Origin of the sequence: Sphingomonas sp. PSPC2-2 (assembly GCF_049897725.1) — a bacterium.
GTDB lineage: Bacteria > Pseudomonadota > Alphaproteobacteria > Sphingomonadales > Sphingomonadaceae > Sphingomonas.
In genome coordinates, this window is the sequence record NZ_JAFCWU010000007.1 from 57,755 (window position 1) to 81,360 (window position 23,606).

Sequence of the window (23,606 nt, forward strand, 5' to 3'; positions counted from 1 at the left end):
GCCCGTCCCTAATGCTGACCCCCGTCGAGGATGGCCCCGCCATCGTCGCCTGCAACACCTGTCGCCACAGCGCCGATGCGAAAGAGGATGCGGTCGGCCTGCGCGGCGGCGCGCGGCTGGTCGCGGCGTTACGCGAAGCACAGGCTGGTGACCCACGCTATGCAGGCATCGCCGTGCAGGAAATGCCGTGCCTGTTCGCCTGTGCCGAATTCTGCACCGTGCATCTGCGCGCGCCGGGCAAGGTCGGCTATGTGCTGGGCCGGTTCACGCCGGATGCCGATGCCGCAACCGCCTTGCTCGACTACGCGCTGGCCTATGCCGAGAGCGAGCATGGCCGCGTGCCCTTCAAAGAGTGGCCGCAGGGCGTGAAGGGGCATTTCATCACCCGCACGCCACCGCCGGGCTTTGTCGCGCAATGAGCGGTTTTGCCACACCCGCCGCGTTCGATGCCGCGCTGGCCAATTTACCCGAGCCCGATGCGACGGCAATTGCGCAAGCACGCGCGCGGCAAGCGGCATTGACCAAGCCACCGGGGTCGCTCGGCCGTCTGGAGGATCTCGCGCTGTTCATGGCCGGGTGGCAGGGCACCGCGCGACCGCGCATCGCGCACGGGCGCGCCGCCATTTTCGCCGGCAATCACGGCTTTGTCGCGCATGGCGTCAGCGCCTTTCCCGCCAGCGTCACCCAGGCGATGGTCGCCAATTTCGCGAAGGGCGGCGCGGCGATCAATGCCCTGGCGGCGGCGGCGGGGCTGGAGCTTTCGGTGGTCGCGCTGGAGCTCGATCGTCCGACGGCTGATTTCACGCAAAGCCCCGCAATGACGGAGGGCGAATGCCTGGCCGCCCTTTCCGCCGGGGCCACCGTGGTTAAGCCGGGGCTCGACCTGCTGGTGGTCGGCGAGATGGGCATCGGCAACACCACCGCCGCCGCCGCCCTGTGCGCGCGCAGCTTTGGCGGCGCGGCGGCGGACTGGGTCGGGCCGGGAACCGGTGTCGACCCGACCGGCATCGCCCGCAAGGTCGCGGTGGTCGAATGCGCGCTGGCGTTCCACGCGGGGGCACCGCGCACCCCCTTTGAAACGTTGCGACGACTGGGCGGGCGCGAAATCGCCGCGATTGCGGGCACCATACTTGCCGCGCGGCGGCAGCGCGTGCCGGTGGTGCTCGATGGTTTTATCACCTGCGCGGCGCTGGCACCGCTGGCCGCCCACGCGCCTGCCATCCCCGATCACTGTATCGCCGGGCATTGTTCGGCCGAGCCGGGGCATGTCCGCCTTCTCGGCCAATTGGGACTGGAGCCGCTCCTGTCGCTCGGGATGCGGCTGGGTGAGGGCAGCGGCGGCGCGGTGGCCGTGTCGGTCCTTCGCAGCGCGCTCGCCGCGCATAACGGCATGGCGACCTTTGCCGAGGCGGGGGTGGCGGAGGCGTTGTGAGCAGCTTCGTCCTGCATCTCCTGCGTCATGGCGAGCCGGAAGGTGCGGGGCGCTTGCTTGGCCACACCGACACCGCCCCGCTGGCGTCGGGCATTGCCGCGTGCGTGGCGCAAGCGCGGGAGCTGGATCTCGAGGTGCTGATCGCATCCGATCTCACGCGCGCCAAGCATGCGGGCGAGGCGATCGCGGCGATGACGGACATTCCGCTGACGATCGATCCGCGTTGGCGCGAATTGGACTTCGGGCAGTGGGACGGCCTGCCCCCCAACGCAGTGGACGGTGCCGCGCTCTCGCGCTTTTGGGACGATCCCGATGGCTGCGCGCCGCCGGCGGGCGAGCGCTGGTCCGATCTCGTCGGGCGGGTGGCGCGGGCGCTGGCCGATCTGGCGGCGGCTCCAACTCTGGTGGTGACGCACGCCGGGGCGATGCGGGCGGCGCTGGCGGTGCTGTGCGGCTTCGATTCCCGCCAGAGCTGGGCAATCGATCTGCCCTATGCCAGCCTGTTGTCGTTGCGCGTGTGGCCCGGTGAAACGCGCGCTGCGCAGATCATTGGCCTGCGCCCATGAAAAGCCTGCTCCTTGCCATCCAGTTCCTCACCCGGCTGCCCACCCCGCGCGTGGTGGCGAGCGAACGCGATTTTGCCCGATCGATGCGCTGGTTCCCCGCCGTCGGGCTGATCGTCGGGGCGCTGGTCGCGGGCGCGGCGGGGCTGGGCGCGCAGCTGGATGGCTGGGTGGCGGCGCTGGCGGCGGTAACGGTGTGGGTGGGGGTGACCGGGGCGCTGCATCTCGATGGGCTGGCGGACCTCGCCGATGGCTGCGGGGCTGCGCACAAGGATCGCGCCCGCTTGCTGGCGGTGATGGCGGATCCGCATGTCGGCAGCTTCGGCGTGGTCGTGATCGTGCTGCAATTGCTCGCCAAGCTGGTGCTGGTCCACGCCCTGATCGCGGCGGGCGATGTTTTCCCTGCGTTGATCCTGCTGCCCTTTGCCGCGCGCATCGGGCCGCTGGTGTGGGCGCTGTGGCTGCCGCCGCTGCATGCAGGGCTTGGCGCGCGCTTCGTCGAGCATGTGCGCATATCGCACATCGTCGGGTGGTCCGCCCTGCTCGCGGCGAGCGCCGTGGCGGTGCCCGCGATCCTGCTCGTGCTGCCGTTGATCGGCCTGTGGGGCCTGTGGTTGCGGCGAACGCTGGGTGGTGTTTCGGGCGATTGCCACGGCGCGGGGATCGAACTCGTCGAAACCGGGTTACTGGTCGCGATCTTAGTCCTGCGCCATCTGTGACATCGCGACCAGCGCGTCGATGTCGAGATGGATTTCGAGCAAAGCGGCAATCTCGTCCAGGGCCCGGTCAACCGCAGCGTGCTGGTCGATGCCACGGCCCGTCCCCCCGATGCGCGCGAGCCATGCCGCGCGCTGACCGGCAAGATCGAGCAGACCATGGACGTAGCTGCCCGCGATGCGCCCGTCGGCGCTGATCGCACCGTCGCTCCGTCCATCGGCCATGCGGGCAACCGGGCGAGCGGTATCGGGGCCCGTGGTTTCGCCCATATGAATTTCGTAGCCCTGGAACGGCGTACCAAGCGCAGTGCCATTCACCCGCTCCAATGTCTTGCGCCCGGCAAGAACGGTATCGACCTTCAACAGGCCCAGCCCGGCCACGCGGCCGGACGGACCTTCGACCCCGTGTGGATCGCTGATCGTGTCGCCCAGCATTTGATACCCGCCGCACAGGCCCAGCACATGGCCACCGCGCCGGTAGTGCGCCAGAATATCGATGTCCCATCCTTCGGCGCGTAGGAAAGCAAGGTCGGCGATGGTCGCCTTCGACCCGGCCAACACCACCAAAGCAGCCTCAGCCGGGATCGGCTGGCCGGGCGCGATCATCCGCACCTCCACGCCCGGCTCCAGCTTCAGCGGATCGAGATCGTCGAAATTGGCGATGCGCGGCGTGATCGGGCAAGCGATGACGATTCGCTGTTGTTCGCTGACGATCGGGCGTTCGAGAATGACCGCATCCTCGCTCGGCAAGCGCGCCGCTGGAGCAAGCCACGGCACCACGCCAAAGCCTCGCCAGCCCGCCAGTTGCTCGATCAGGCGATAACCGTCCTCGAACAGGGCCGGATCGCCGCGAAACTTGTTGATCAGAAATCCCCGGATCATCGCCGCGTCGTCGGGGTCGATCACCGCGCGCGTGCCGACGATCGCCGCAATCACGCCACCGCGATCGATGTCACCGACCAAGACCACCGGCACTCCGGCCGCGCGCGCAAAGCCCATATTGGCGATATCCCCGGCACGCAGGTTGATCTCGGCAGGCGACCCGGCCCCCTCCACCACCACCACGTCGCATTCGGCGCGCAGCCGGTGGTAGCTCGCCAGCACATCCTCCAGCAGGGCCCCGCGCGCCTGGCGGAAATTGCCCGGGCGCAAGGTGCCGCGCACCTGACCGTGCACGATCAATTGCGATGTATGATCGGCTTGCGGCTTCAGCAGCACCGGATTCATGTCGGTGGTCGGCTCGGTACGGCAGGCGATCGCCTGGGTCGCCTGTGCCCGCCCGATCTCGCCGCCATCGGCAGTGACGGCAGCGTTGTTCGACATGTTCTGCGGCTTGAACGGCCGCACGCGCAGCCCGCGATTGGCAAGCGCGCGGCACAGCCCCGCCACCAGCACCGATTTGCCGACGTCCGAACCCGTCCCCTGCAGCATTACAGCGCCCATACCAGCCCCCCTGCAATTCCCCACAGCAACAGGCACGCCCGGCGATAGATCGCCAGTGCCCGGCGAATGTCGGCGGCCCCCGCATCGCTGCGGCCGCGCGCGCCGATCCAGGGCTTGTCGTACAATACGCCGTCATAAGCGACCGGGCCGACCAGACGCAGATCGAGCGCCCCCGCCATCGCCGCCTCGGTCCACCCGGCATTAGGGGAAGCATGCTTGCCCGCATCGCGTGCCATCGTCCGCCAGCCTTTGCCGGCGGCAAGGCAAATTACCATCCCGGCAAGGCGCGCGGGGATCAGGTTTACCGCATCGTCGATCCGCGCTGCCGCCCAACCGAAGGCGCGCCAACGCTCCTCGCGGTGGCCGATCATGCTGTCGGCTGTGTTGATCGCCTTGTACATCCACACGCCCGGCAACCCCAAAACCAGCAACCAGAAGAGCGGCGCGGCAACGCCGTCGCAAAAGCTTTCGGACAGGCTTTCGATCGCGGCACGGCTGACCCCGGCGGCATCGAGAGCATCTGGATCGCGCCCCACGATCTGCGCAACGGCAGTACGCGCGGTGGGCAAGTCCCGTTGCTCGAGCGCCAGGGCAACCGCACGGACATGGTCATCCAGGCTCCGCTGCGCCAGCGCCGGAAAGGCCAGCAACGCGCAGGCCAGCCACCCGACCGGGCCAAACCCCTCCAACACTGCCCGTTGCAGCAACCAGCTCGCCCCACCGACCGTCCCGATCAGCAGCGCCATCGTGAGAACCCCCAGCGTCCGGCGCGACGCAAAGGAACGGTTGGGACGGTTCCATGCCTGCTCACACGCGTCGAGCATCCGGGCGAACAGGCCGATCGGGTGACCGATCCGCCGGTACAGCCATGCGGGCCACCCGATCGCCGCATCGAGGGCCAGCGCCACCAGCGCGACCGGTTCAGCCACCGGCCAGAGCCCTATCGAGGCGCGCGAGATCTCCGCGCGACGCTGGCACACCCAGCCGCAACCAGCGCGGATCATAGTCGAAGGGTCGCGTCAGAATGCCGGTACGCGCCAGGCGGTCGAACAACGCGCTCGCCTCACACTGCACCAGCCGGAACTGCGGCGAAGCGCCGATCGGCTCCAGTCCGTGGCGGCGCAACACGCGATCCAGCGCCGCTACACGCTCGAACAGGGCAGCGCGGGCGCTGGCGATCCAACCACTATCACCATAAGCCGCCGTGCCGATCGCGATCGCAGCGGCGGACAGCGGCCAACTGCCGACGGTCTCGCGCCAGCGCGCGATTATTGCGGGCGGCCCCACGGCAAAGCCCAGGCGCACGCCCGCCAGACCGAAGAACTTGCCGAACGAACGCGTCACCAGCACCGGCTCGTTCCCGTCGAGCAACGGCACGATGCTGCCGCCGTCCTCCGCATCGATGAACGCCTCATCGACCACCAGCCACCCGCCGCTGCGCGCCAGCCGCCGCGCCAGCCCCATCAGATCGGCAGGCGCAAGCAAGCGCCCATCGGGGTTGGACGGGTTGGCCAGCACGATCGTGCCGCCCTGTCCGGCCAGCTCGATCGCGGCGTCGAAGGATACGGGGACGCTTCCCGGCAGCGCTTCGGCATGGGTGCGATAGCCCGGCCAGACATGGCGGAAGGGCGCGGGCAGGCCAAGCGTCGCTAAACCGCGCAAGCCGAATTCGGTGCCGGGCAGCGCCAGAACCTGCGGCCCCCGCGCCGCGAAATAGCGCATGGCGGTCGTTTCAAGCGCATGAAGCGCGGCGTCGTCCGGCAAGCGCGTCCAGTCGAAGGTCAGCGCGTCGGCCCCCGGCCAGGGGCACGGATTGATCCCGGTCGATAGATCCAGCCACGGTGTCGGCGCGTCGCGATAATGGAGCTGCGCTTCCGCAAGCCGACCGCCATGTATCGTCCATTCCCGCAAGCGCGTATTATCCTGTCGTCTGGTCCTACCCGCGCTCGATCGAACGGTGCAGAGTGCCGCGTCCGCGCTATAGGGCAACGGGACTCTGTTGGAACCGCCAAAGCGATGTCGATTGCATTCACACGGACACAATTGATCCTGGGCGGCGCGCGCTCGGGCAAGAGCGCCTTTGGCCAGCGCCAGGCGGAAGACCTCCCGGGGACGCTGCTCTATGTGGCCACCGCGCAAGCGCTCGATAGCGAGATGGACGATCGCATCGCGCGGCATCGCGCCGAACGGGGGGCGCGCTGGCAAACGCTCGAGGCACCGCTCGCGCTGGCCGAGGCTATTGCCGCGCACAGTCGCCCCGAAACCGTCCTGCTGATCGATTGCCTGACGCTATGGGCTTCCAACCTGTTGTTCGCGGAGGCTGATCTGGCCTCGGCAATCGACGACCTCACCGCTGCTATCGCCGCTGCGCCGGGCAAGATCCTGCTCGTATCCAATGAAGTCGGCCTCGGCATCGTGCCCGACAATGCGCTCGCGCGCCGCTTTCGCGACATGGCGGGCACGATCAACCAGGCGATCGCGCGCACCGTCGATTCGGTGGTGTTCGTCGCCGCCGGCTTGCCGTTGGTGCTGAAATAGCCCTGCAGGGCGTGGTGGGCGATGACCCTACCATATTCGGAGTCTAAAACTTTGATCTAGAAGCGTTGTTTACAGGCTCTTTGTGAGAAATGCCCCTGAGAATGGCCCCAAGTTTTTTTCGTGCGCCCGTTCGCTTGATCGGAGTGCCGCTGGACGACCGGGTTTTCGCCAACGTTCTTCCACCGCAAAGTCCGGAAGTTCGAGCGACCAGTCAGGCGACAAGGAGGGCGGGTCGCTCGCCACCAACCGCGAGCGCAAGTCGCTGGTACTCGACGCCGAGGTGACCGGATTGCAGATCGGCGAGGCGTTCCTGCGCCTGTCCGGCTATCCGATCGCCAAGGTCACGATCGACCCCGGCGCGCCGCTGCCCGTCATCGCCCCCGGCTTCGTGCCCGCAGCCTCGACCCCGCGCACCGCCCCCGACACCGCCACGCCGCCCCCGACCCGCAGCGAGGACAGCCCGGATTGGCTGTCGTTCGCAGGACCGTTCTGATGGTCGCCTCGCTCGACAAGATCAGCGACGCAGCCGCAGCCGGCAGCTATTACGAGGCCGACGATTATTGGAGCCGGGGCGGGACCGGGCAATGGCGCGGAGAAGCCGCCCCCGCGCTCGGCCTGCACGGCGACGTGGACTCAGGCGAGTTCGTCACACGCCTCAAGGGCGAGCTGCCCGACGGCAGGCTGCTCGGCACCATCCGGGGCGGCGTGCGCGAACACGTCCCCGGCTACGACCTCACCTTAAGCGCGCCCAAGTCGGTCTCGACCATGGCGCTGCTGGCCGGTGACCGCCGTATTCTCGACGCCCATGCCCGCGCCGTCGATGTGACGATGGGCTGGGTCGAGCACCATACCGGCGTCACCCGCATCCGAAGCGGCGAGCACATCGACCGGGTGCGCACGGGCAGGCTCGCCATCGCGCAGTTCCTTCACGTCACCGCGCGCGAGACCGAGACCGGCCTCCCCGCACCGCACCTCCACACCCACAACGTCATCCTCAACATGACCCAGGACGATGCTGGCACCTGGCGCAGCCTCGACGCGCGCGACCTCTACGCGCTCCAGAAGGACGCAGGCGCGATCTACCATATGGAGATCGCAGCCGAGCTGCGCCGACTCGGCTATTCGCTCGCCATCGCACACGACGGCATGTTCGAGATCGAGGGCGTCCCCGAAGACGTGCGGCAGCATTTCTCCGCGCGTTCCGCCCAGATCGAGGCGGCGCTCGCCGCGCGCGGCCAGACCCGCGCCACGGCGACCGCTGCCGAGAAGGCGACGCTCGCGCTCGCCACCCGCGCGCCCAAGCGTGCGATCGACCATGCCACCCTCGTCGATGCATGGCGCGCCGAGGCGGACCAGCTCGGCTTCGACGAGCGGACGCGCCGCACGATGGTCGCAGGCGCCGAGGCCCGCGCCCTCGCCATGCCGGGTCTGGGCACCGACGCGCGCACGGCAGCAGCCGATGAGGCGGTCGTGTTCGCGGCTGCCCATATCAGCGAGCACGACGCCATATTCCCGGCCGCGCGACTCGAACGCGATGCCGCCATCAGGGCGCGCGGCCACGCCACCCACGCCGACATCCGCGCTGCGATCAACCGCGCCGAGCACGCCCAGGCGCTCGTCATCCGTCACGCGCCGCGCATGGCGCAGGGTGCGACCGGCTATGCCACGCGCGAGGCTGTCGAGACCGAGCAGCACATGCTTGGCATCGAGCGCGAGGGGCGCGGCACGCTGACCCCGCTCTACGGTCGCATCCGTGCCAAGACCGTCGTCGAAGCCGCCAGGCTGCGCTCGGCCGAGCGCGGGCACACCTGGACCAAGGGGCAGGAAGACGCGACCCAGGCGCTGCTCATGTCCGCCAACCGCATCACCGGACTCCAGGGTGCGGCTGGCACCGCCAAGACCTCGACCGTCATCGCGACCTTCGCCGAGGCGGCGCGCGCCCAGGGCCTCACCATCCGCGCGATGGCCCCCACCAGCGCCGCTGCCGAGCTGCTCGGCCGCGCCGTCGATGCCGAACACATGACGGTCAAGCGCATGCTGCTCGCCGACCCCGCCCGAGGCCGGGACGGGCGGCGAGGTATGGATCGTCGACGAGGCCAGCATGATGGCCGCCAGCGAGGCCGATCAGCTCTTCACCCGCGCCCGCGACGAAGGCGCGCGCCTCGTCCTCGTCGGTGACGTGAAGCAGCTCGGGTCCGTGGGGGCCGGCCGCGCCTTCGCACAGCTCCAGGAAGCCGGCATGACGACGCCCGTCCTCGACCAGATCGTCCGCCAGACCAACGACCTCACCCGCGAGGCGGTCGAGGCCATGCTTGCCGGCGAGGCCGCGCGCGCGTTCGACGCCATCGATAAGGGGGGCGGGCGCATCGTCCAGCACGCCGAGGACGATATTCGCCGCGCGCTCATCGCGCGGGATTTCGCCGCGCTTTCCCGCGAGGAACGCGCCGGAACGCTCGTGCTCGATCCGACCCGCGAGGGCCGGCAGCGGCTCACCGACGCCATCCGGTTCGCGCTGCTCAACGACGGAACGCTCGGCCAGGACGCCGTGGTCGCGACCGTGCTGGAGCCGTGCGGATTGAGTAAGGCCGAGGCTGGCAGCGCCGCCAGCTACGTCCCCGGCAGCGTCGTCACGTTCCGCCAGGGCAACCGCGACGCGCGGCTCAGCCGGGGCCGTGCTTACCGGGTGGAGTCGATCGACGCCGAGGCTGGCACCGTGTCGCTCGTCTCGCCGCAGGGCAAGACAGTGGCATGGTCACCCGCGCGATGGGGCGGTGACCAGGCCGAGGCCTATACCGAGGTCGCAGCCGAGTTCCGCACCGGCGACCGGCTCCAGTTTACCCGCAACAACCGCGCCGCTGTCCGCAACAACGGCGATACCGCCGAGGTCGTCGCGATCGACGCCGAACACGCCCGCGTCACCGTCGCGAAGCAGGACGGCACCAGCCAGACGCTCGACATGAACCGGCTCGCCGACCGGCATGTGCGGCATGGCTGGGTGCGGACGATCCATTCCAGCCAGGGCGCGACGTGCGATCACGTCATGGCGCATCTGGAGAGTTTCCGCGCCAACACCGTCGATGCAGCGTCCGCCTATGTCGCCATCTCCCGCGCCCGCGAAGGAGCCGCGATCTACACCGACAGCCGCGCCAAGCTCACCGAGGCGCTCGGGTTGCGCGATGGCGCGCAGGTCGGGGCGATCGACGAGACTATGGGCCGGGAGCACCATATGGCGCTTTAGGCTGCATGGTCTCCATCTTTACTCAGATTGCCGTAATGCGCGTTCAAGAGCTAAATCAGCCTTTATTGATTCGGACGGAGTGAGGTTATCTCGTATTTGGTTATAAAGCTCGGAGGCTTCAGCATAATTTCTTAGGCGAAATGCTTCATCAGCGCGCGGCTTTATCGACGATATCTTCGTCTTGAGTTCCAAATCCTTTGCCCATATTCTTCTCTGATTGGCAAGATTTGAGAAAGTCTCATGATCACCCCTTACGGCATTAAGGGCATATTTAATGAAAATATCTCGCAGTCTTATCAAGCCTCTCCGCACATCTTCTGGCGTTGATGCGACAGCGTCACGATATTTAGAACCTAAATCGACATCATAAATAGTTATAATTTCCGATATATAATAAACAACGCCCTGATTTACAATTTCGCATCCTATTTCGTAGGATTGCCGACCATGATACAATACAACCGATAGCGAGTTATTGGAATACTCTACGAGAGTATCAGAACTATTTATCAATATCAGACCCATTCCTTCGAGAAATGAGAATATAGTCTTCGCCTCTTCAGCGAAATTGAGATTTTCTCTGCCTAATGGGGAAAGTGCCATTTTCTTACATATCTTTACTGGGGTGGAGTCCACATGTTATTTTCTGCATTGAACCTCCAACCTCGACTCTGAAGAAGATTGCGTTCCGCATTCAAGAACTGACCGCCTGTATTCCCGGGCGAAGCATCCCGAATGGGCAGACCTCGTGCCATTTCCTGTCTCAACACGCCAGCATTTTGAGACCAATTTGCTTGCGGGCTTCCTCTATCAGGAAGCCTATTTAACAGTGACTGCTCTCCCGGCTTTAGATTTTTAAGATCATTAACTCGACCGATTACTGTAGTTGTGGCTTTTGGTCCCGGAGATAGCCAATTCTTTACTGCCAATGCCAGGTTAATAACGCGAGTTACAGGAAACAGACTCATTAAAACGCATTCTGAACAATATCCTTGCGCCTTCGACCCCGGAGCAGGATCAGTAGATGCAGTCCTCGGGTCGGCTCCTCGTGCAGAATTCTTTGCTTGTAGGCCATCCGGGGGACCAATTTGGGCCGTAGCGCGGGGCCCAACCCCAGCTCCGGTCGTGCAGTCCCCTGCGGAGTTTTGGAACAGTGACCCCGTGCACATCCCGCTCGGGTCTTCGTTATTGACCGGATCGTTTGCGACATAAGCATAGAGGTTGTTCTGATCGGCGTATCCGATCGGGTCGGTTTGCAGGAACCGGCCGAGCCGTGAGGAATAGAACCGCGCCTTGTAGTAATACAGCCCGAGCTCAGGGATGTACGCTTGGCCGGTATACTGGAAGCGTCCGACGTTGCCTGATCCGGGGACGCCATATTCGTCATAGCTGTTGATCGATACCGGGTTGCCCCAGCAGTCGGCGGCCGCGACGATCGAGCCTTGCTGGTCACGGTGCAGGAACGTCATGTTCGAGCAGTCGAGTGCGGAGGTCGTCACCGCCAACACTGCTTCGTCTTCGCCCGGGCCGAACGCATAGCGACCGATCATCGTGCCGGCACCGTCATATTCGGCCACCAGCTGATCGCCGTCATAGACCGATTGCCGCGTGCCGCTTACGCTGCTCACCTGTGACAGTCGCCCCAGCGGATCATAGGCAAGCGACGCGTTCAGCGTGCCCGACGCCGAGATCAGCCGGTTCTCGACATCATAGCCGAACGTCGTGCCGCCGGTCGAAGTGAGGTTGCCGTTGGCGTCATAGCCGAGCGCCCCGGCACCGACTGCGGTGTATTGGTTCAGCCCGTTGGCCGCATAGCTCGTACTGGCAGTTGCATAGCCGGTGAACGCATAGCCGCTGTTCGAGCGCGTTTGCTGCGTGATCTGGTTCGCCGGATTATAGCCCAACGTCGTCGTAGTGTTGGCCGATCCGCTCGCGAAGCTTTGGCTCTGCGATGCCGGACGCGACACCGCGTCATACCCGTAACTGGTGTAGCTGCTCGCCTGGTTAGTCGACTCGCGCCGACCCTGCGCATCATAGACGATCGAATAGAACTGGGTGGCATTGTCAAATAAGGTCAACCGCCGCCGGTCGAGCCCGTCATAGCTGTAGTTCATCGTGTGACCATCGGGGTAGGTCAGCTGCGTGCGGTTGCCATCCGCATCATAGGCGTAGCCGAGCGTCCGCGACGTGCCGCCGACATTGGTCGTGGTCGATATTTGCCGCCCGAACCCGTCGAACGTGTTGGTGATGCCAGCTCCGCTCGCCGAGCCGAACCGCGCGTAGAGCTGCAAGCCCCGCAGGTCGTAGCCGTAATAGACGTCGGCCGTTGCGCTGCCGGGAATGTCTTTCAGCGTCATCCGGTTGAGCGCATCGTAGCTGTAGCCGATCACCTGGCCATCGCGCTTGCGCAAGCTCGTGCGGTTACCGTTGGCGTCGTAGCCATAGGCCTCAAAGTCGGTGCTGCTGACCGTGCCCGCCGCCGTCGGCGAGGGGAAGTTCCACTGCACTTGCCGGTCGAACCCGTCATAGCCCATCGACGCCTTGTTGCCGTTCGCGTCGGTCAGCGACGTCTGCTTGCCGTTGGCACTATAGGTGAGCGTCGCGTAATCCTGCTGCAGCGGCGTCGCATATGCCTTCTGCACCTTCAACACCTGTCCGACCCCGTCGTAGGTCATTTTCGTGATGCGATCCGGTCCATTCGACCCCGCCGTCCCGAGCGTGCACGCATCCGGCAGCGACCCATAAACCGCCGGGTTCATCCGCACTGCCGTGCACAGCGGCCGCCCGGCGCCGTCATAACTGAATTGGGTCAGACTGTAGGTAGTGCCGCTCGACGAAAGCGCCTCTGTGACTTTGCGGTCCATCACGTCGAACGTTGCCGTCACCGTCTGGAACACCGTGAAATTAGTATAGAGTTCCCAGTCTTTCGGTGCCACGCTCTCGGATTGCCAGCTCGACAGCTCGCCCTTCTCGACCTTGATCAGGTTCCCCGCCGCATCATAGGTATTGCGCACCGCCGCAAAATGCAGCGGACCGGACCCGTCCGGGTCCGGCGCGATCGTCCCGACCACACGACGCGCGAGGTCATATCGAACAGCCGAGGTGTAATCCGATGGCGAAGACTGCGCATCCGCGCGCGGCGCCAGTGCGGGCAGCAGCGCGGCGAGAACAACCGCTACTGCGGCGAGTAGAGGACGGACGATCACGAGCAACTAGCCAGGCCGGCGCGCGGGGTCGTCTCGCTGATCCTGTTGCCCTGCCAATCATAACGGTAGCAGGTTCGCAGGCTGACCCCACCGGCCGTCACGACCTTACCGCGCAACAGCAATGTGTTTGGTCCGCTATCCGGCCCATAATCGTATGTTGTCACCACCTCGTCGCCCGATCCTGCGGCACACCCGCCGCCTACCGTCGCGCTCGTCCTGCAAATACGATCTTCCGACAGCAACCAGAGCGGAGGTCCTGCAGCGCTATAGCCGCCCGCGCTGGTAAGCGTCCAAGCGTAGCGCTGGACATACGCGTGGCGCACGACTGCCTGGATTCCCGCGGCGTTTACCGGCAACGTTTCCGTCAACAGACCGCCATGGGTCGGATCATAGGAATAGGTGGTGACGTTTCCGTTCGCGTCGGTAACGCTCGTCGGCTTGTTACAAGTTACGACATTCGAACAACTCGCCGGATAGACCTTGTTGTCGGTCCCGATATCCGCGAGTCCGCTGCCCGACTTTGCTTGAAAAACCGTCGTGGTCGGCATCATCCGGTCAGTATAGCCATACGCGACCGCGTTGGTTTCGGGCAATCCGACGAAAGTGGGATATCGACCAAGGAACCGTGTATAATAGCGCTGCCCGTTTCCGTCGAGATAGGTAGTCATTACGCCGCCATGATACGAGAAACTCGTTTCATGGCCGGTAGGATCGATCCAGCCGGAATCGTCGTCAGGGAAGGAATCCGCGTTGTCATCCTTTCCATCGAACGAGCAGCTACAGATATACTGCCAGACAGATCCGTCGGCCATGGTTTGCTGGGTTATGTGGAGCTGCCCGGCTTGATAGGCATTATTGACCTTACATGTGGTGGTTCCAGGATCGGTCAGACAAGTAAGGCCGCCACTTCCATATATGTAATGCGCGGTATCACCCACGACGTTGGTCGCTGCGACCAGCTTCCCGGAGGTATAAGCGTAAGAGGCCTTCAACGTCGCAGCTACACACGTCGTGCTGGTCGAGACGACGCTATTCGCGAGGTTAAAACCGCACGCCGCTGATACGTTTCCATTCGAATCATAATCGAACACGACCGCATATCCGCGGTTGCTCCTCACAATTTTTGGCTTCCATTCCACGTAGGTGATCGTCGTCACCGCGCCATCTGGCGCGGTGATTGTCGCGTCGGAATTGGCACCGGGTGCGAAACGATAAACAGTGCCGTCACGATCGGTAAAGATATTGATCGCGCCCACGTGCGTCAGGCTCGTGCCATATTCATCAGTCTGCGGGGAGGGGGGGTAGTCAGAAGACAACGTGCCCCAGAACACATATTTTGTCCGCCCGATAACCACGGTGACGGTCGGGTTGATCCCGCCCGTATGACTTGATATTCTCAAATCAAAGTTATGAGTCCATCCGCCACCGAAGTAATGGCTAGATGTCTCGCGACCACCTAGATAAGATCGTTCGATTTTCAGCGGACCCACTGACAAGTCTTCGATCGTGACCGCATAGGTGTTATCCAGTAGATTCACGTTTGTTGGGCTGATCGAATACTGCCTCGGCGGCGTAAGAGACTGGGCATTCGCCACGGGTGCCTCAAAGAGTGTCACCGAGCAAAATATGGCCAAGCCAACGACGGCAGAACGCGCCAAATTCAAAAGAGATCGAGCCATCACGAACCCTCGCACTGGAATGAATTTCCTGTCACCGTTACCGAAAGTTGCCCGATCGCCGTGGCTCCGAGACTATCGGCAACCGTATAAGTCAGAGCATAAACTCCGGGCTCAACGGCAGTCAGGAGAACGGCGTTCCCTGAAATCGATGCGCTGACATTCCCTAAGCTGTCAGGCGTGACGGATTGGAGAGCCAATGGAACATTATTGTCAGGGTCATAGTCGTTTGCGAGAACGCTGACGCTTTTGCTGAGGTTGCAGCGAAAGCTGACGCTGTCCGATACCGCTACCGGCGGCTGATTAGTCGGCGTCGGCGTTGGGGTCGGCGTCGGCGTTGGGGTCGGCGTCGGCGTTGGGGTCGGCGTCGGCGTTGGGGTCGGCGTCGGCGTTGGGGTCGGCGTACTCCCGCAAGCCGACGCTCCCACGCTGACAATTTGCTGAGACCGGTTCCCTGCGGCATCGAAGCAGGTCGCCGTCACAATGCCGTTATTCGGCCCGCCGCTCCTCGCACTCGCGATCAGCCGTCCAAGCGCATCATATGTATAGGTAGTCGTTTCCTGGGCCAGCGAGGCGCCACCAGCAATTCCGGCGATGAGGGCAGTGCTGCCCAATAGCGCCCAACGCCTTCGCTTCATCGTGCCCCCCGACTCGGTACATTGTGGTCGAGATTATGCACGAGATGGGGTTGGCTCCAACCGAATTATTGGCCAACTCGGATCGAATTTTTCAGCTCTGTAACAGTCCGAATCAGCGCCGAGATGTTGGCAAATATCTTCCGACCGTGCATCGTGAGCCGAGACCGGCGTTTCCAAAACGGAGACATTCAGTGTCGTTGAGGGTGGGCAGATGGCGACCGTTTTGAGCAACCTGGCTATTTTGGGCCAAACCACATTAGCACTTGCCCAAGGCTCGTTGTCCGACCCCGCCGGGTCGGGCGTAATCGTCTCGGCCGTCCGCTGGCTGCAAGGTACGCTGCTAGGCACCGTTGCCACGGTTCTGGCGGTGATTGCGGTCGCGGTGGTCGGCCTGCTGATGCTCACGGGTCGAATCAATTGGCGTTACGGCGCCACCGTGATCGTCGGTTGCTTCATTCTGTTCGGTGCCGCCAGCATCGTCGCGGGGATTCAGTCGACCGCCGGTCTCAGCAACTAGCGCCGTGACGGGAATGGACCGCGATCCGCTGTTCGTCGCGCTCACGCGGCCGCAAATGTTTGCGGGCGTCACCTACAGCTATTTCATCATCAACGGAGTGGTTGCGACCGAGCTGTTCCTGATCTTCCATTCGCCCTGGGTGCTGCTGGCAGCTCTCGCCGTTCACCTGGTCGGCATGGTGCTGAGCGTGCGCGAGCCGCGCATCTTCGACCTGTGGCTGACGCGCGTTCGGACCTGTCCGCGGGTGCGCAATCATGCGATCTGGCGATGCAACTCCTACCGCCCCTGACCCGCGACGCGAAGGCAATGCGACGGGAGATGCCCGCAGGCAGTCACTTGCCCTATGCGCGTCACGTCGACGATCACACGATCGAAACCCACGACGGCTTGCTGATGCAGACGATCCGGCTGCGCGGCCTGTTGTTCGAGACCGCCGACACCGACGAACTCAACTACCGCAAGACCTTGCGCGATGCGATGCTGCAGGCGATCGGCTCGTCACGCTTCGCGATCTACCATCATATCGTACGCCGCCGAGTCGAGATCGATCTGCCCGCGCGCTTTCCCGATGATTTTTCCGCGCTACTCGATGCGCGGTGGCGCGCCCGGCTCGCGGCCAAGCAACTCTACGTCAACGATCTGTTCCTGACGATCGTGCGGCGCCCGCTGCAGGGCAGGATCGGCTTGGTCGACCGGTTGCGCGGGCGCGTTGGCAACGACCAGGCCGACCGGGTCTCGCATGAGGTCCGCGCGCTCGACGCCGCGCGCGAAGCGATGATCGCGCAACTCGGCAGCTATGAGCCGCGCCTGCTCGGCGTCTATGACACACCCAACGGGCCCTGCTCGGAGCCGCTCGAATTTTTGTCGACGCTCTATCACGGCGAGATGCGCCCGGTGCTGTTGCCGCTCGAGGATCTGGGTGATTATTTGCCCTATCGCCGGATCAGCTTTGGCCAGGAGACGATCGAGCTCGGGCCGCATGGGGATGAAGGACGGCGCTTCGTTGGGGTCGTCTCGATCAAGGATTATCCCGGCCAGACCGCGCCCGGCATGTTCGACGACCTGATGCGGCTGCCGTTCGAAGTGACGATGGCGCAGTCGTTCGGCTTCGTCGATCGCCAGGCCGCGCTCGGCAAGATGAACCTTGCGCTCAGGCGGATGCGCTCGACCGAGGACGAAGCCGTGTCGCTGCGGGGCGAACTCGCGAACGCCAAGGACGAAGTCGCGGCGGGACGCGCAGGCTTTGGCGAACATCACATGACGATCGCGGTCCACGGCGCGACCCTCACCGAGGTCGATGCCGGCGTCTCCGAAGTGCAGGCGTCGCTCGCCGATCTCGGGATTATAGCGGTGCGCGAAGACATCGCGCTGGAGCCGGCCTTCTGGGCGCAGTTTCCCGGAAACTTCAAATATATCGCCCGGCGCGGGCTGATCTCGACCGGCAATTATGCAGGGTTGGTCAGCGGCCATAATTTCGCGCTCGGCCGCGCCAGCGGCAACCATTGGGGCGATGCCGTCACGCTGCTGGAAACGACCGCGGCCGGCCCATATCACTTCAACTTCCACCAGGGCGATCTCGGCAATTTCACCGTGATCGGACCGTCCGGCTCGGGCAAGACGGTGGTCCTCAACTTCCTGCTGGCGCAAGCGCGCAAGTTCGCGCCGCGCATCGTGTTCTTCGACAAGGACCGCGGTGCCGAACTGTTCATCCGCGCGATCGGCGGGCGATACGATGTGCTGCGCCCCGGTGTCGCCTCAGGCCTCAATCCGCTGCAAATCGCCGACAACCCGGTCAACCGCCAGTTCCTGATCGACTGGATCGCGCAACTCGCCGGCGGCGCCGACCTGGAAGACGTCGAGCGGATCAAGGACGCGGTCGATGCCAGTTTCGGGCAAGACGTCGAGCATCGACGGCTGCGCCACCTGGTCGAACTGTTTCGCGGCGGGCACCGTCCGCACGCCGCCGATTTGTGGGCGCGGCTGCGGCCGTGGTGGGGCGAAGGCGAGCGCGCCTGGCTGTTCGACAACGCGACCGACCGGACCGACCTCAGCGCGGATGCGGTCGGGTTCGACATGACCGCGATCCTCGACGATCCGGCGGTGCGCACGCCTGCGATGATGTATCTGTTCCACCGAGTCGAGGAACGGCTCGACGGGACGGCGGCGATCATCGTGGTCGACGAGGGCTGGAAGGCGCTCGACGACGATGTGTTCGTGCGGCGAATCAAGGATTGGGAGAAGACGATCCGCAAGCGCAACGGGATCGTCGGCTTTGCCACGCAAAGCGCGCAGGACGCGCTCGAAAGCAAGATCGCCAGCGCGATCATCGAGCAGGCCGCAACGCAGATCTTCATGACCAATCCGCGCGCGCGTGCCGAGGACTATGTCGGCGGGTTCGGGCTGACCACTCATGAGTATGAGATCGTCCGTACCCTGCCCGACGATGCTCGGTGTTTCCTGATCAAGCACGGCACCGACAGCGTGGTGGTGCGGCTCAATCTTTCGGGCGAGCCCGATCTGCTGACGATCCTCTCCGGGCGCGAGCGCACGGTGCGGCTGCTCGACCAAATCCGCGACGACGTCGGCGACGATCCGATCGACTGGATGCCGCGCCTGCTGGAGCGCGCATGATGGCGGCGTGCCGCGGCCTCTCGCCCGATGGGCCGTTTGTCAGCGACATGCTCGGCTATGTCGATTGCCAGGCGCAGACGATCGGTGCGGCGGGCTATCACGCGCTTGCCACGCCGGGATCGAGCGCCTCGCTCGCGCTCACCGGGCTGCTCACATTGTTCGTCGCACTGTTCGGCTATCGCATGTTGTTCGCTCAGGCGCCTGGAATCCGCGATGCCGTGGTTGCAATCGTCAAGCTCGGGATCGTGCTCGCCTTGGCGACGAGCTGGCCGGCTTATCGCACGATCCTGTATGACGTCGCGTTGCATGCTCCGGCCGAGCTTGCCGCGGATGTGGGCGGGGCAGCGGCGCTGCCTGGCGCGCGCGGCGGGCTCGAAGCCCATCTCCAGGCGGTCGATAACGGCCTGGCCGAACTGGTTCGGATCGGCACCGGCCGTCCGCCCGAAATCGACGAACCCGCTGCCCCCGACGCGTCGCCGCTCGCCCCGGAACAGCAGCAGCAACGCTTCCGCCAACTCGGACAGCGGCCCCATTGGGACCCGCAGCGTGATGCCGAGCTGCTCGGCACCGCGCGCACCGTCTATCTGACCGGCGCGATCGGCGCCCTCGCGGCGGTCCGGCTGATCGCCGGACTTTTGCTTGCGCTCGGGCCGTTCTTCGCGCTGTTCTTGTTGTTCGATGCGACGCGCGGTGTGTTCGGGGGTTGGGTGCGGGCGCTCGGCGCCGCGGCGCTTGGCGGCCTCGCGAGCGCAATCCTGCTGGGCGCGGAACTCGCGATCCTCGAACCATGGCTTGGCGCGATCCTCGCCGAGCGCGAAGCCGATATCGCGACCCCGGCCGTCCCGATCGAGCTGCTGGCATTCGCGCTGATCTTTGCAGCGACGCTGCTTGCCGGGTTGATCACTTCAGCCAAGGTTGCCTATGGTTTCCATGTTCCAGCCGTGGTTCGCACCGCATCGGCCCGGTTGATCGAGAATCTGCAATCGGCGGCGTTCGGCGAGCGCGCGGCGATGCAAGGCTACACAGACCGAGCGGACGCGCCCGAGCGCAATCGCGCGCACGCGATCGCCGATGCGGCGGCGGCAGCGCAGCGGCGCGAGCTGGCCGACATTCGACAGCAGGCGCTGGGGAGTCGGATGAGCGAACGCGGCCACAATCCGCAAACCCCGCTGCGCGGACCGCAAACGGCAGCTGCCGTTCCGATCGGGCAGTCCGCCCGGCGTCGCACCCGAAACCGTGTCTCGGCCGGTGCCAGCCGACGTGAGGCGATATGACCCGACCCAAGACCGACAAGCCCGAAACACGCGACGCCTATTACGAGCAAGCCGGAAGCTGGGCGCGCGACCGGCAGGACGCCTTGCGCGCCTCACGCCGCGTCGCCTGGATCGTGGCGGGGGCGGCGGTGGTCGTGGCCGTGTTCGAAGCGACCGCACTCGTCCTGCTGATGCCGCTCAAGACGGTCGAGCCCTATACGCTGATGGTCGACCGCAACACAGGCTATGTCCAGGCGCTCAAGCCGATCGACGCGCAGAAGATCGCGCCCGACACCGCGCTGACGCAGTCGTTCCTCGTCCAATATGTCATCGCGCGCGAAAGCTTCGACGTCGATGCGCTCCAGGACAACTACCGCAAGGTCGCCTTATGGTCGGCCGATCCGGCGCGCGCCGACTATATCGCCAGCGTGCAATTCTCCAACCCCGGCAGCCCGCTCGCGCGCTTTCCGCGTAGCACGGTGATCGAGACGCGGGTGAAGAGCGTGTCGCCGCTCGGCGGCAACGCAGCGATGGTCCGGTTCGACACGCAGCGCCGCGATGCGGGTGGCCAGCCGCTGCCCTTGCGGTCCTGGGTGGCGGTGATCCGCTACCGCTTCTCGACCGAGCCGCTGCAGCAGTCGGATCGCTTCCTTAACCCGCTGGGGTTTAAGGTGTTGCGCTATCGCCGCGATCAGGAACAGGCACCCGCTGCGATCGAGCCGATGGTGACGACCAACCAGCCGGCGACCGGCCCGCAATTGCCGCTTTATGGTCCCTATGGATCGGCCGTGCGACCGCAATCGCCAGCGCTGCCAGGTACAGGAACCGCATCGCCGGTCACGCCGCCATCGCTACCGCCATCGCCACCGCCCGCGGCACCCCGTCGAGCGCAGACCAACGAGGTCGCGCTTTGACGCGGGCGCGAGTCATCGCTCTGCTGCTGCTCGCCGCCTCCACGCCGTTGTCGGCCGAGCTTCGCCCGACGCCGGGGACCGGCGATCCGCGTATCCAGACCGTCGTCTACGATCCCGACCAGATCATCACGCTCCAGGTCGCGCCGGGCTATCAACTAACGCTCGAGTTCGACGCGGGCGAGCGAATCGAGAATGTCGCGGTCGGCGACAGCGGCGCCTGGCAGGTCACCCCCAACAAGCGGGGCGACCACTTGTTCATCAAGGCGGCGCAAAGCGGGGTCACGACCAACATGACGGTCGTCACCGATTCGCGCACCTACAGCTTCCTCCTGGCACCGGCCTATGGGCCGATGCCCGATCTGCCCTTTACGGTGCGGATCAAATCGGCGGCTCCCGCGATCGCCACGATCGATGCCAACGGTCCGACCAAGGTCGAGGAGGGGCTGTACAAGCTGAGCGGATCTCGCGCGCTGCGACCGGCTGCGATGAGCGACGACGGCGTTCACACTTATATCGAATGGGCTCCGGCGCAGACCATGCCGGCGGTGTTCGCGCTCGACCCGCTGGGTCAGGAAACCCTCGTCAACGGCATGATGCGCGACGGCATGTACGTCATCGACAGCGTTGCGAAGCGGCTGGTGTTCCGCCTCAACGCACAGACCGCTTATGCGTCGCGCCACTTGCCTCGCAAGCGCCGCTGATGCCGACCCCCTCGCCTGTCGATCCGCGGGGCGCGAGCACGGGGGACATCCGCCCGGTCGTCGCGACGTCAGCGAGCGGCGTGCCGTTGTGGCTGATGATCATGAGCCTCGTCTTGGCCGGCGTCCTGCTGTTCAGCGTGCTCGATTCGCGTCGCCGCGCGGCCTCTGCCCCGCCTGTGCGCCCCCGCACCGACGACAGCATCGACGTGGCGCAAGCTCCCCCGCCGCTGTACATTCCGCCGCCGCCACTCGCCCCAACCCCGACGCCGCTTCCCACCGCAACACCGGTGCCGACGCCGACACCCAAGCCGCCGGTGTTCGTGCCGCCGCCACCGCCGCGGATCATTTATGTGCCGCAACCCGTTCCGCCAGCGCCGATGCCTTCGGCTGCACCGCCACGCGTGTCGAGCGAACCCGTCCTGGTCATCGACACCGGCACGGGTGCCGCGGCAATGTCCCCGTCGGGCACGCCGGGCGCGAACACCCAATCCGGTTCCGGCACGCCGGAAGCCGCGACGGCGCATGCCTCGGTCATCCGACACCGGGAGACGATCGTCGCACGGGGGACGTTGATCCCGGCCGTACTGGAGTCGGCACTCGACTCCACCCGGGCCGGGCCAGTGCGTGCGCTGGTCAGTCGTGACGTGCGCGGGTTCGATGGAAGCCGCGTGCTGGTGCCGCGCGGCAGCCGGCTATTTGGAGATTATCAGGCCGATCTTCAGCCCGGCCAGAATCGCGCGCTGATCACCTGGACCGAGCTGGTGCGGCCCGATGGTGTCACGATCGCGATCGGCTCGCCCGCATCCGACCCGCTTGGTCGCGCCGGCGTACGCGGCAAGGTCAACAGCCATTTCTTCACGCGGTTTGCTTCCGCCATCCTGCAATCCTCGCTCGACGTCGGGGTCAACCTTGCGTCGCGTATCGGCAATGGCAACTCCGCTGTGGTGGTCGCCTTGCCCGGTGCCTCGCAAACGCTGTCGCGACCATTGACCGGCGGGACACAGGCCAAGCCCACCCTCACCGTGCGCCAGGGCACCGCAATCAGCGTGTTCGTTGCCCGCGACCTCGATTTCACGGCGGTCGAAAACACCAGATGAGCCCAGCTACCGACCTCGGCCCGGTCTATTTGCGCCGCTATCTGGCGCCGCTCGCCGCAATGCTCGAGCGCCCCGACGTTACCGATATCTATGTCAACCGCCCCGGCGAACTGTGGATCGAGACGCTGGCCGGCGCGACCGAACGGCACGACGCGCCCGATCTCGACGGAGCAACTCTCACGCGCCTGGCACGGCAGATCGCCGCTTTGTCGCACCAGGGGATCAGTCGCGAGCACCCGTTGCTGTCGGCGACCTTGCCCGATGGCGCGCGCGTGCAGATCGTAGCGCCCCCCGCTACCCGCGACCACTTGGTGCTTGCGATCCGCAAGCACGTATCGGCCGACCTTAGCCTCGGCGATTACGTGGCGTCCGGCGCGTTCGACGACACGCGCAGCAGCGATGGCGGAACGCACGAACTCGACCTGCGCCTGCAGGCACTCCTGGGCGCAGGCGACATCGCCGGAACCTTGTCGGCCGCGGTCAAGGGACGCAAGAACATCCTCGTGTCCGGCGGCACGTCCACCGGCAAGACCACGTTCCTCAATGCCCTGATCCGCGAAATCCCCACCGACGAACGGCTGGTCCTGATCGAGGATACGCCTGAGCTGCGCATCCACCACGCCAATGCGATCGGCTTGCTCGCCGCGCGCAGCGCGCTCGGCGAAGCGCGGGTCAGCACCGACGATTTGCTGGGCGCATCGCTCCGAATGCGGCCCGACCGCATCATCGTCGGCGAGCTGCGCGGCGAGGAAGCCTATACCTTCCTGCGCGCGGTCAACACCGGCCATCCGGGTTCGATGACCACGGTCCATGCCGACAGCGCCGAGCGCGCGATCGAGCAGATTGCGCTTCTGGTCCTGCAAACCGGAACACGGCTCAACCGCGAGGACGTGCAGCATTATGTCCGCAGCACCGTCGATGTGTTCGTGCAGCTGGCTCGCACGGCCGGACGGCGATCCGTCAGCGAGGTCTTGCTTCGCCGTTGAAAGGGCGCGAACAGCGACTACACCATGGGTGTCGCGACAGGTTTCCTATTAGCGCGA

22 protein-coding genes and 1 pseudogene are annotated in these 23,606 nt (G+C 65.3%); 16 read left to right on the forward strand and 7 right to left on the reverse strand.

The features are described 5' to 3' along the window. Positions 1–11 precede the first annotated feature (11 nt). From ACP7BY_RS13550 to cobS, 4 genes are read left to right on the forward strand one after another with little or no spacing between them, the layout of a single operon-like run. Complete coding sequence (locus ACP7BY_RS13550; protein WP_033966163.1) at positions 12–419, forward strand: DUF1636 domain-containing protein; 408 nt, start codon at positions 12–14, stop codon at positions 417–419. Next, positions 416–1,432: a nicotinate-nucleotide--dimethylbenzimidazole phosphoribosyltransferase gene (cobT, locus tag ACP7BY_RS13555; protein ID WP_137902434.1), complete on the forward strand. Its 1,017-nt coding sequence runs from the start codon at positions 416–418 to the stop codon at positions 1,430–1,432. Before ACP7BY_RS13550 ends, cobT begins: the two co-directional genes overlap by 4 nt. Next, positions 1,429–1,998: a histidine phosphatase family protein gene (locus ACP7BY_RS13560; protein WP_033966164.1), complete on the forward strand. Its 570-nt coding sequence runs from the start codon at positions 1,429–1,431 to the stop codon at positions 1,996–1,998. The genes cobT and ACP7BY_RS13560 overlap by 4 nt, the downstream gene beginning before the upstream one ends. Beyond that, positions 1,995–2,714: an adenosylcobinamide-GDP ribazoletransferase gene (gene cobS / locus ACP7BY_RS13565; RefSeq protein WP_137902435.1), complete on the forward strand. Its 720-nt coding sequence runs from the start codon at positions 1,995–1,997 to the stop codon at positions 2,712–2,714. Before ACP7BY_RS13560 ends, cobS begins: the two co-directional genes overlap by 4 nt. Here cobS and ACP7BY_RS13570 read toward each other — a convergent pair. The 3 genes from ACP7BY_RS13570 to ACP7BY_RS13580 are packed head-to-tail and all read right to left on the reverse strand — an operon-like array spanning position 2,694 to position 6,065. Then, positions 2,694–4,154 carry a cobyric acid synthase gene (locus ACP7BY_RS13570; protein WP_137902436.1) on the reverse strand — a complete coding sequence of 487 codons (1,461 nt, stop codon included), beginning with the start codon at positions 4,152–4,154 and terminating at the stop codon, positions 2,694–2,696. The genes cobS and ACP7BY_RS13570 overlap by 21 nt on opposite strands. Next, a complete protein-coding gene (gene cbiB / locus ACP7BY_RS13575) occupies positions 4,142–5,083 on the reverse strand; it encodes an adenosylcobinamide-phosphate synthase CbiB (RefSeq protein ID WP_033966811.1) in 942 nt (313 codons plus the stop codon). Before cbiB ends, ACP7BY_RS13570 begins: the two co-directional genes overlap by 13 nt. After that, positions 5,076–6,065, reverse strand: coding sequence for an aminotransferase class I/II-fold pyridoxal phosphate-dependent enzyme (locus ACP7BY_RS13580; protein ID WP_033966809.1), 990 nt, complete (start codon positions 6,063–6,065; stop codon positions 5,076–5,078). Before ACP7BY_RS13580 ends, cbiB begins: the two co-directional genes overlap by 8 nt. A 105-nt stretch (positions 6,066–6,170) precedes the next feature. Between ACP7BY_RS13580 and cobU the strand changes: the two genes are divergently transcribed. From cobU to ACP7BY_RS13600, 4 genes are all read left to right on the forward strand, one after another. Next, a complete protein-coding gene (gene cobU / locus ACP7BY_RS13585) occupies positions 6,171–6,692 on the forward strand; it encodes a bifunctional adenosylcobinamide kinase/adenosylcobinamide-phosphate guanylyltransferase (RefSeq protein ID WP_033966807.1) in 522 nt (173 codons plus the stop codon). An 82-nt stretch (positions 6,693–6,774) separates the two neighbouring features. After that, positions 6,775–7,185, forward strand: a complete 411-nt coding sequence (locus tag ACP7BY_RS13590; protein WP_137902437.1) for a hypothetical protein — start codon at positions 6,775–6,777, stop codon at positions 7,183–7,185. Then, positions 7,185–8,870, forward strand: coding sequence for a MobF family relaxase (mobF, locus tag ACP7BY_RS13595; protein WP_426288168.1), 1,686 nt, complete (start codon positions 7,185–7,187; stop codon positions 8,868–8,870). Before ACP7BY_RS13590 ends, mobF begins: the two co-directional genes overlap by 1 nt. Beyond that, positions 8,794–9,930, forward strand: coding sequence for an AAA family ATPase (locus ACP7BY_RS13600; protein ID WP_081988769.1), 1,137 nt, complete (start codon positions 8,794–8,796; stop codon positions 9,928–9,930). The genes mobF and ACP7BY_RS13600 overlap by 77 nt, the downstream gene beginning before the upstream one ends. Before the next feature lie 18 nt (positions 9,931–9,948). Here ACP7BY_RS13600 and ACP7BY_RS13605 read toward each other — a convergent pair whose 3' ends face one another. The 4 genes and pseudogenes from ACP7BY_RS13605 to ACP7BY_RS13620 form a co-directional block, all read right to left on the reverse strand. Next, a complete protein-coding gene (locus tag ACP7BY_RS13605) occupies positions 9,949–10,533 on the reverse strand; it encodes a hypothetical protein (protein WP_137902439.1) in 585 nt (194 codons plus the stop codon). A gap of 14 nt (positions 10,534–10,547) precedes the next feature. Further along, positions 10,548–13,136, reverse strand: a complete 2,589-nt coding sequence (locus tag ACP7BY_RS13610) for an RHS repeat domain-containing protein (protein ID WP_231565217.1) — start codon at positions 13,134–13,136, stop codon at positions 10,548–10,550. Next, positions 13,133–14,815, reverse strand: coding sequence for a hypothetical protein (locus ACP7BY_RS13615; RefSeq protein ID WP_137902440.1), 1,683 nt, complete (start codon positions 14,813–14,815; stop codon positions 13,133–13,135). The genes ACP7BY_RS13610 and ACP7BY_RS13615 overlap by 4 nt, the downstream gene beginning before the upstream one ends. Further along, positions 14,815–15,105, reverse strand: a pseudogene (locus ACP7BY_RS13620) (Ig-like domain-containing protein); the annotation flags it as partial. The gene ACP7BY_RS13615 and the pseudogene ACP7BY_RS13620, both read right to left, overlap by 1 nt. Before the next feature lie 556 nt (positions 15,106–15,661). Here ACP7BY_RS13620 and ACP7BY_RS13625 point away from each other — a divergent pair. From ACP7BY_RS13625 to virB11, 8 genes are read left to right on the forward strand one after another with little or no spacing between them, the layout of a single operon-like run. Continuing rightward, positions 15,662–15,967 carry a TrbC/VirB2 family protein gene (locus ACP7BY_RS13625; protein ID WP_033965814.1) on the forward strand — a complete coding sequence of 102 codons (306 nt, stop codon included), beginning with the start codon at positions 15,662–15,664 and terminating at the stop codon, positions 15,965–15,967. Positions 15,968–15,980: 13 nt separating this feature from the next. After that, entirely contained in the window at positions 15,981–16,256 is a 276-nt protein-coding gene (locus ACP7BY_RS13630) for a type IV secretion system protein VirB3 (protein WP_426288169.1), read from the forward strand. Then, positions 16,235–18,598 carry a VirB4 family type IV secretion/conjugal transfer ATPase gene (locus tag ACP7BY_RS13635; RefSeq protein WP_137902442.1) on the forward strand — a complete coding sequence of 788 codons (2,364 nt, stop codon included), beginning with the start codon at positions 16,235–16,237 and terminating at the stop codon, positions 18,596–18,598. Before ACP7BY_RS13630 ends, ACP7BY_RS13635 begins: the two co-directional genes overlap by 22 nt. Beyond that, positions 18,595–19,872, forward strand: a complete 1,278-nt coding sequence (locus ACP7BY_RS13640) for a type IV secretion system protein (RefSeq protein WP_137902443.1) — start codon at positions 18,595–18,597, stop codon at positions 19,870–19,872. Before ACP7BY_RS13635 ends, ACP7BY_RS13640 begins: the two co-directional genes overlap by 4 nt. Further along, on the forward strand, positions 19,869–20,765 hold the full coding sequence (locus tag ACP7BY_RS13645) for a virB8 family protein (protein ID WP_052192419.1): 897 nt from the start codon (positions 19,869–19,871) through the stop codon (positions 20,763–20,765). Before ACP7BY_RS13640 ends, ACP7BY_RS13645 begins: the two co-directional genes overlap by 4 nt. Further along, positions 20,762–21,466, forward strand: a complete 705-nt coding sequence (locus tag ACP7BY_RS13650; protein ID WP_033965818.1) for a TrbG/VirB9 family P-type conjugative transfer protein — start codon at positions 20,762–20,764, stop codon at positions 21,464–21,466. The genes ACP7BY_RS13645 and ACP7BY_RS13650 overlap by 4 nt, the downstream gene beginning before the upstream one ends. Further along, positions 21,466–22,563, forward strand: coding sequence for a TrbI/VirB10 family protein (locus ACP7BY_RS13655; RefSeq protein ID WP_249340802.1), 1,098 nt, complete (start codon positions 21,466–21,468; stop codon positions 22,561–22,563). Before ACP7BY_RS13650 ends, ACP7BY_RS13655 begins: the two co-directional genes overlap by 1 nt. Next, positions 22,560–23,549 carry a P-type DNA transfer ATPase VirB11 gene (virB11, locus tag ACP7BY_RS13660; RefSeq protein WP_033965819.1) on the forward strand — a complete coding sequence of 330 codons (990 nt, stop codon included), beginning with the start codon at positions 22,560–22,562 and terminating at the stop codon, positions 23,547–23,549. The genes ACP7BY_RS13655 and virB11 overlap by 4 nt, the downstream gene beginning before the upstream one ends. The last annotated feature ends 57 nt before the right edge of the window (positions 23,550–23,606 follow it).

Coding starts and splice junctions, on each gene's coding strand:
- ACP7BY_RS13615 (WP_137902440.1), bottom strand. CDS start 14,815: ATGGCTCGATCTCTTTTGAATTTGGCGCGTTCTGCCGTCGTTGGCTTG.
- ACP7BY_RS13600 (WP_081988769.1), top strand. CDS start 8,794: ATGATGGCCGCCAGCGAGGCCGATCAGCTCTTCACCCGCGCCCGCGAC.
- ACP7BY_RS13645 (WP_052192419.1), top strand. CDS start 19,869: ATGACCCGACCCAAGACCGACAAGCCCGAAACACGCGACGCCTATTAC.
- ACP7BY_RS13625 (WP_033965814.1), top strand. CDS start 15,662: ATGGCGACCGTTTTGAGCAACCTGGCTATTTTGGGCCAAACCACATTA.
- ACP7BY_RS13630 (WP_426288169.1), top strand. CDS start 15,981: ATGGACCGCGATCCGCTGTTCGTCGCGCTCACGCGGCCGCAAATGTTT.
- ACP7BY_RS13550 (WP_033966163.1), top strand. CDS start 12: ATGCTGACCCCCGTCGAGGATGGCCCCGCCATCGTCGCCTGCAACACC.
- cobU (WP_033966807.1), top strand. CDS start 6,171: ATGTCGATTGCATTCACACGGACACAATTGATCCTGGGCGGCGCGCGC.
- ACP7BY_RS13605 (WP_137902439.1), bottom strand. CDS start 10,533: ATGGCACTTTCCCCATTAGGCAGAGAAAATCTCAATTTCGCTGAAGAG.
- ACP7BY_RS13635 (WP_137902442.1), top strand. CDS start 16,235: ATGCAACTCCTACCGCCCCTGACCCGCGACGCGAAGGCAATGCGACGG.
- virB11 (WP_033965819.1), top strand. CDS start 22,560: ATGAGCCCAGCTACCGACCTCGGCCCGGTCTATTTGCGCCGCTATCTG.
- mobF (WP_426288168.1), top strand. CDS start 7,185: ATGGTCGCCTCGCTCGACAAGATCAGCGACGCAGCCGCAGCCGGCAGC.
- ACP7BY_RS13655 (WP_249340802.1), top strand. CDS start 21,466: ATGCCGACCCCCTCGCCTGTCGATCCGCGGGGCGCGAGCACGGGGGAC.
- cobT (WP_137902434.1), top strand. CDS start 416: ATGAGCGGTTTTGCCACACCCGCCGCGTTCGATGCCGCGCTGGCCAAT.
- ACP7BY_RS13570 (WP_137902436.1), bottom strand. CDS start 4,154: ATGGGCGCTGTAATGCTGCAGGGGACGGGTTCGGACGTCGGCAAATCG.
- ACP7BY_RS13640 (WP_137902443.1), top strand. CDS start 18,595: ATGATGGCGGCGTGCCGCGGCCTCTCGCCCGATGGGCCGTTTGTCAGC.
- cobS (WP_137902435.1), top strand. CDS start 1,995: ATGAAAAGCCTGCTCCTTGCCATCCAGTTCCTCACCCGGCTGCCCACC.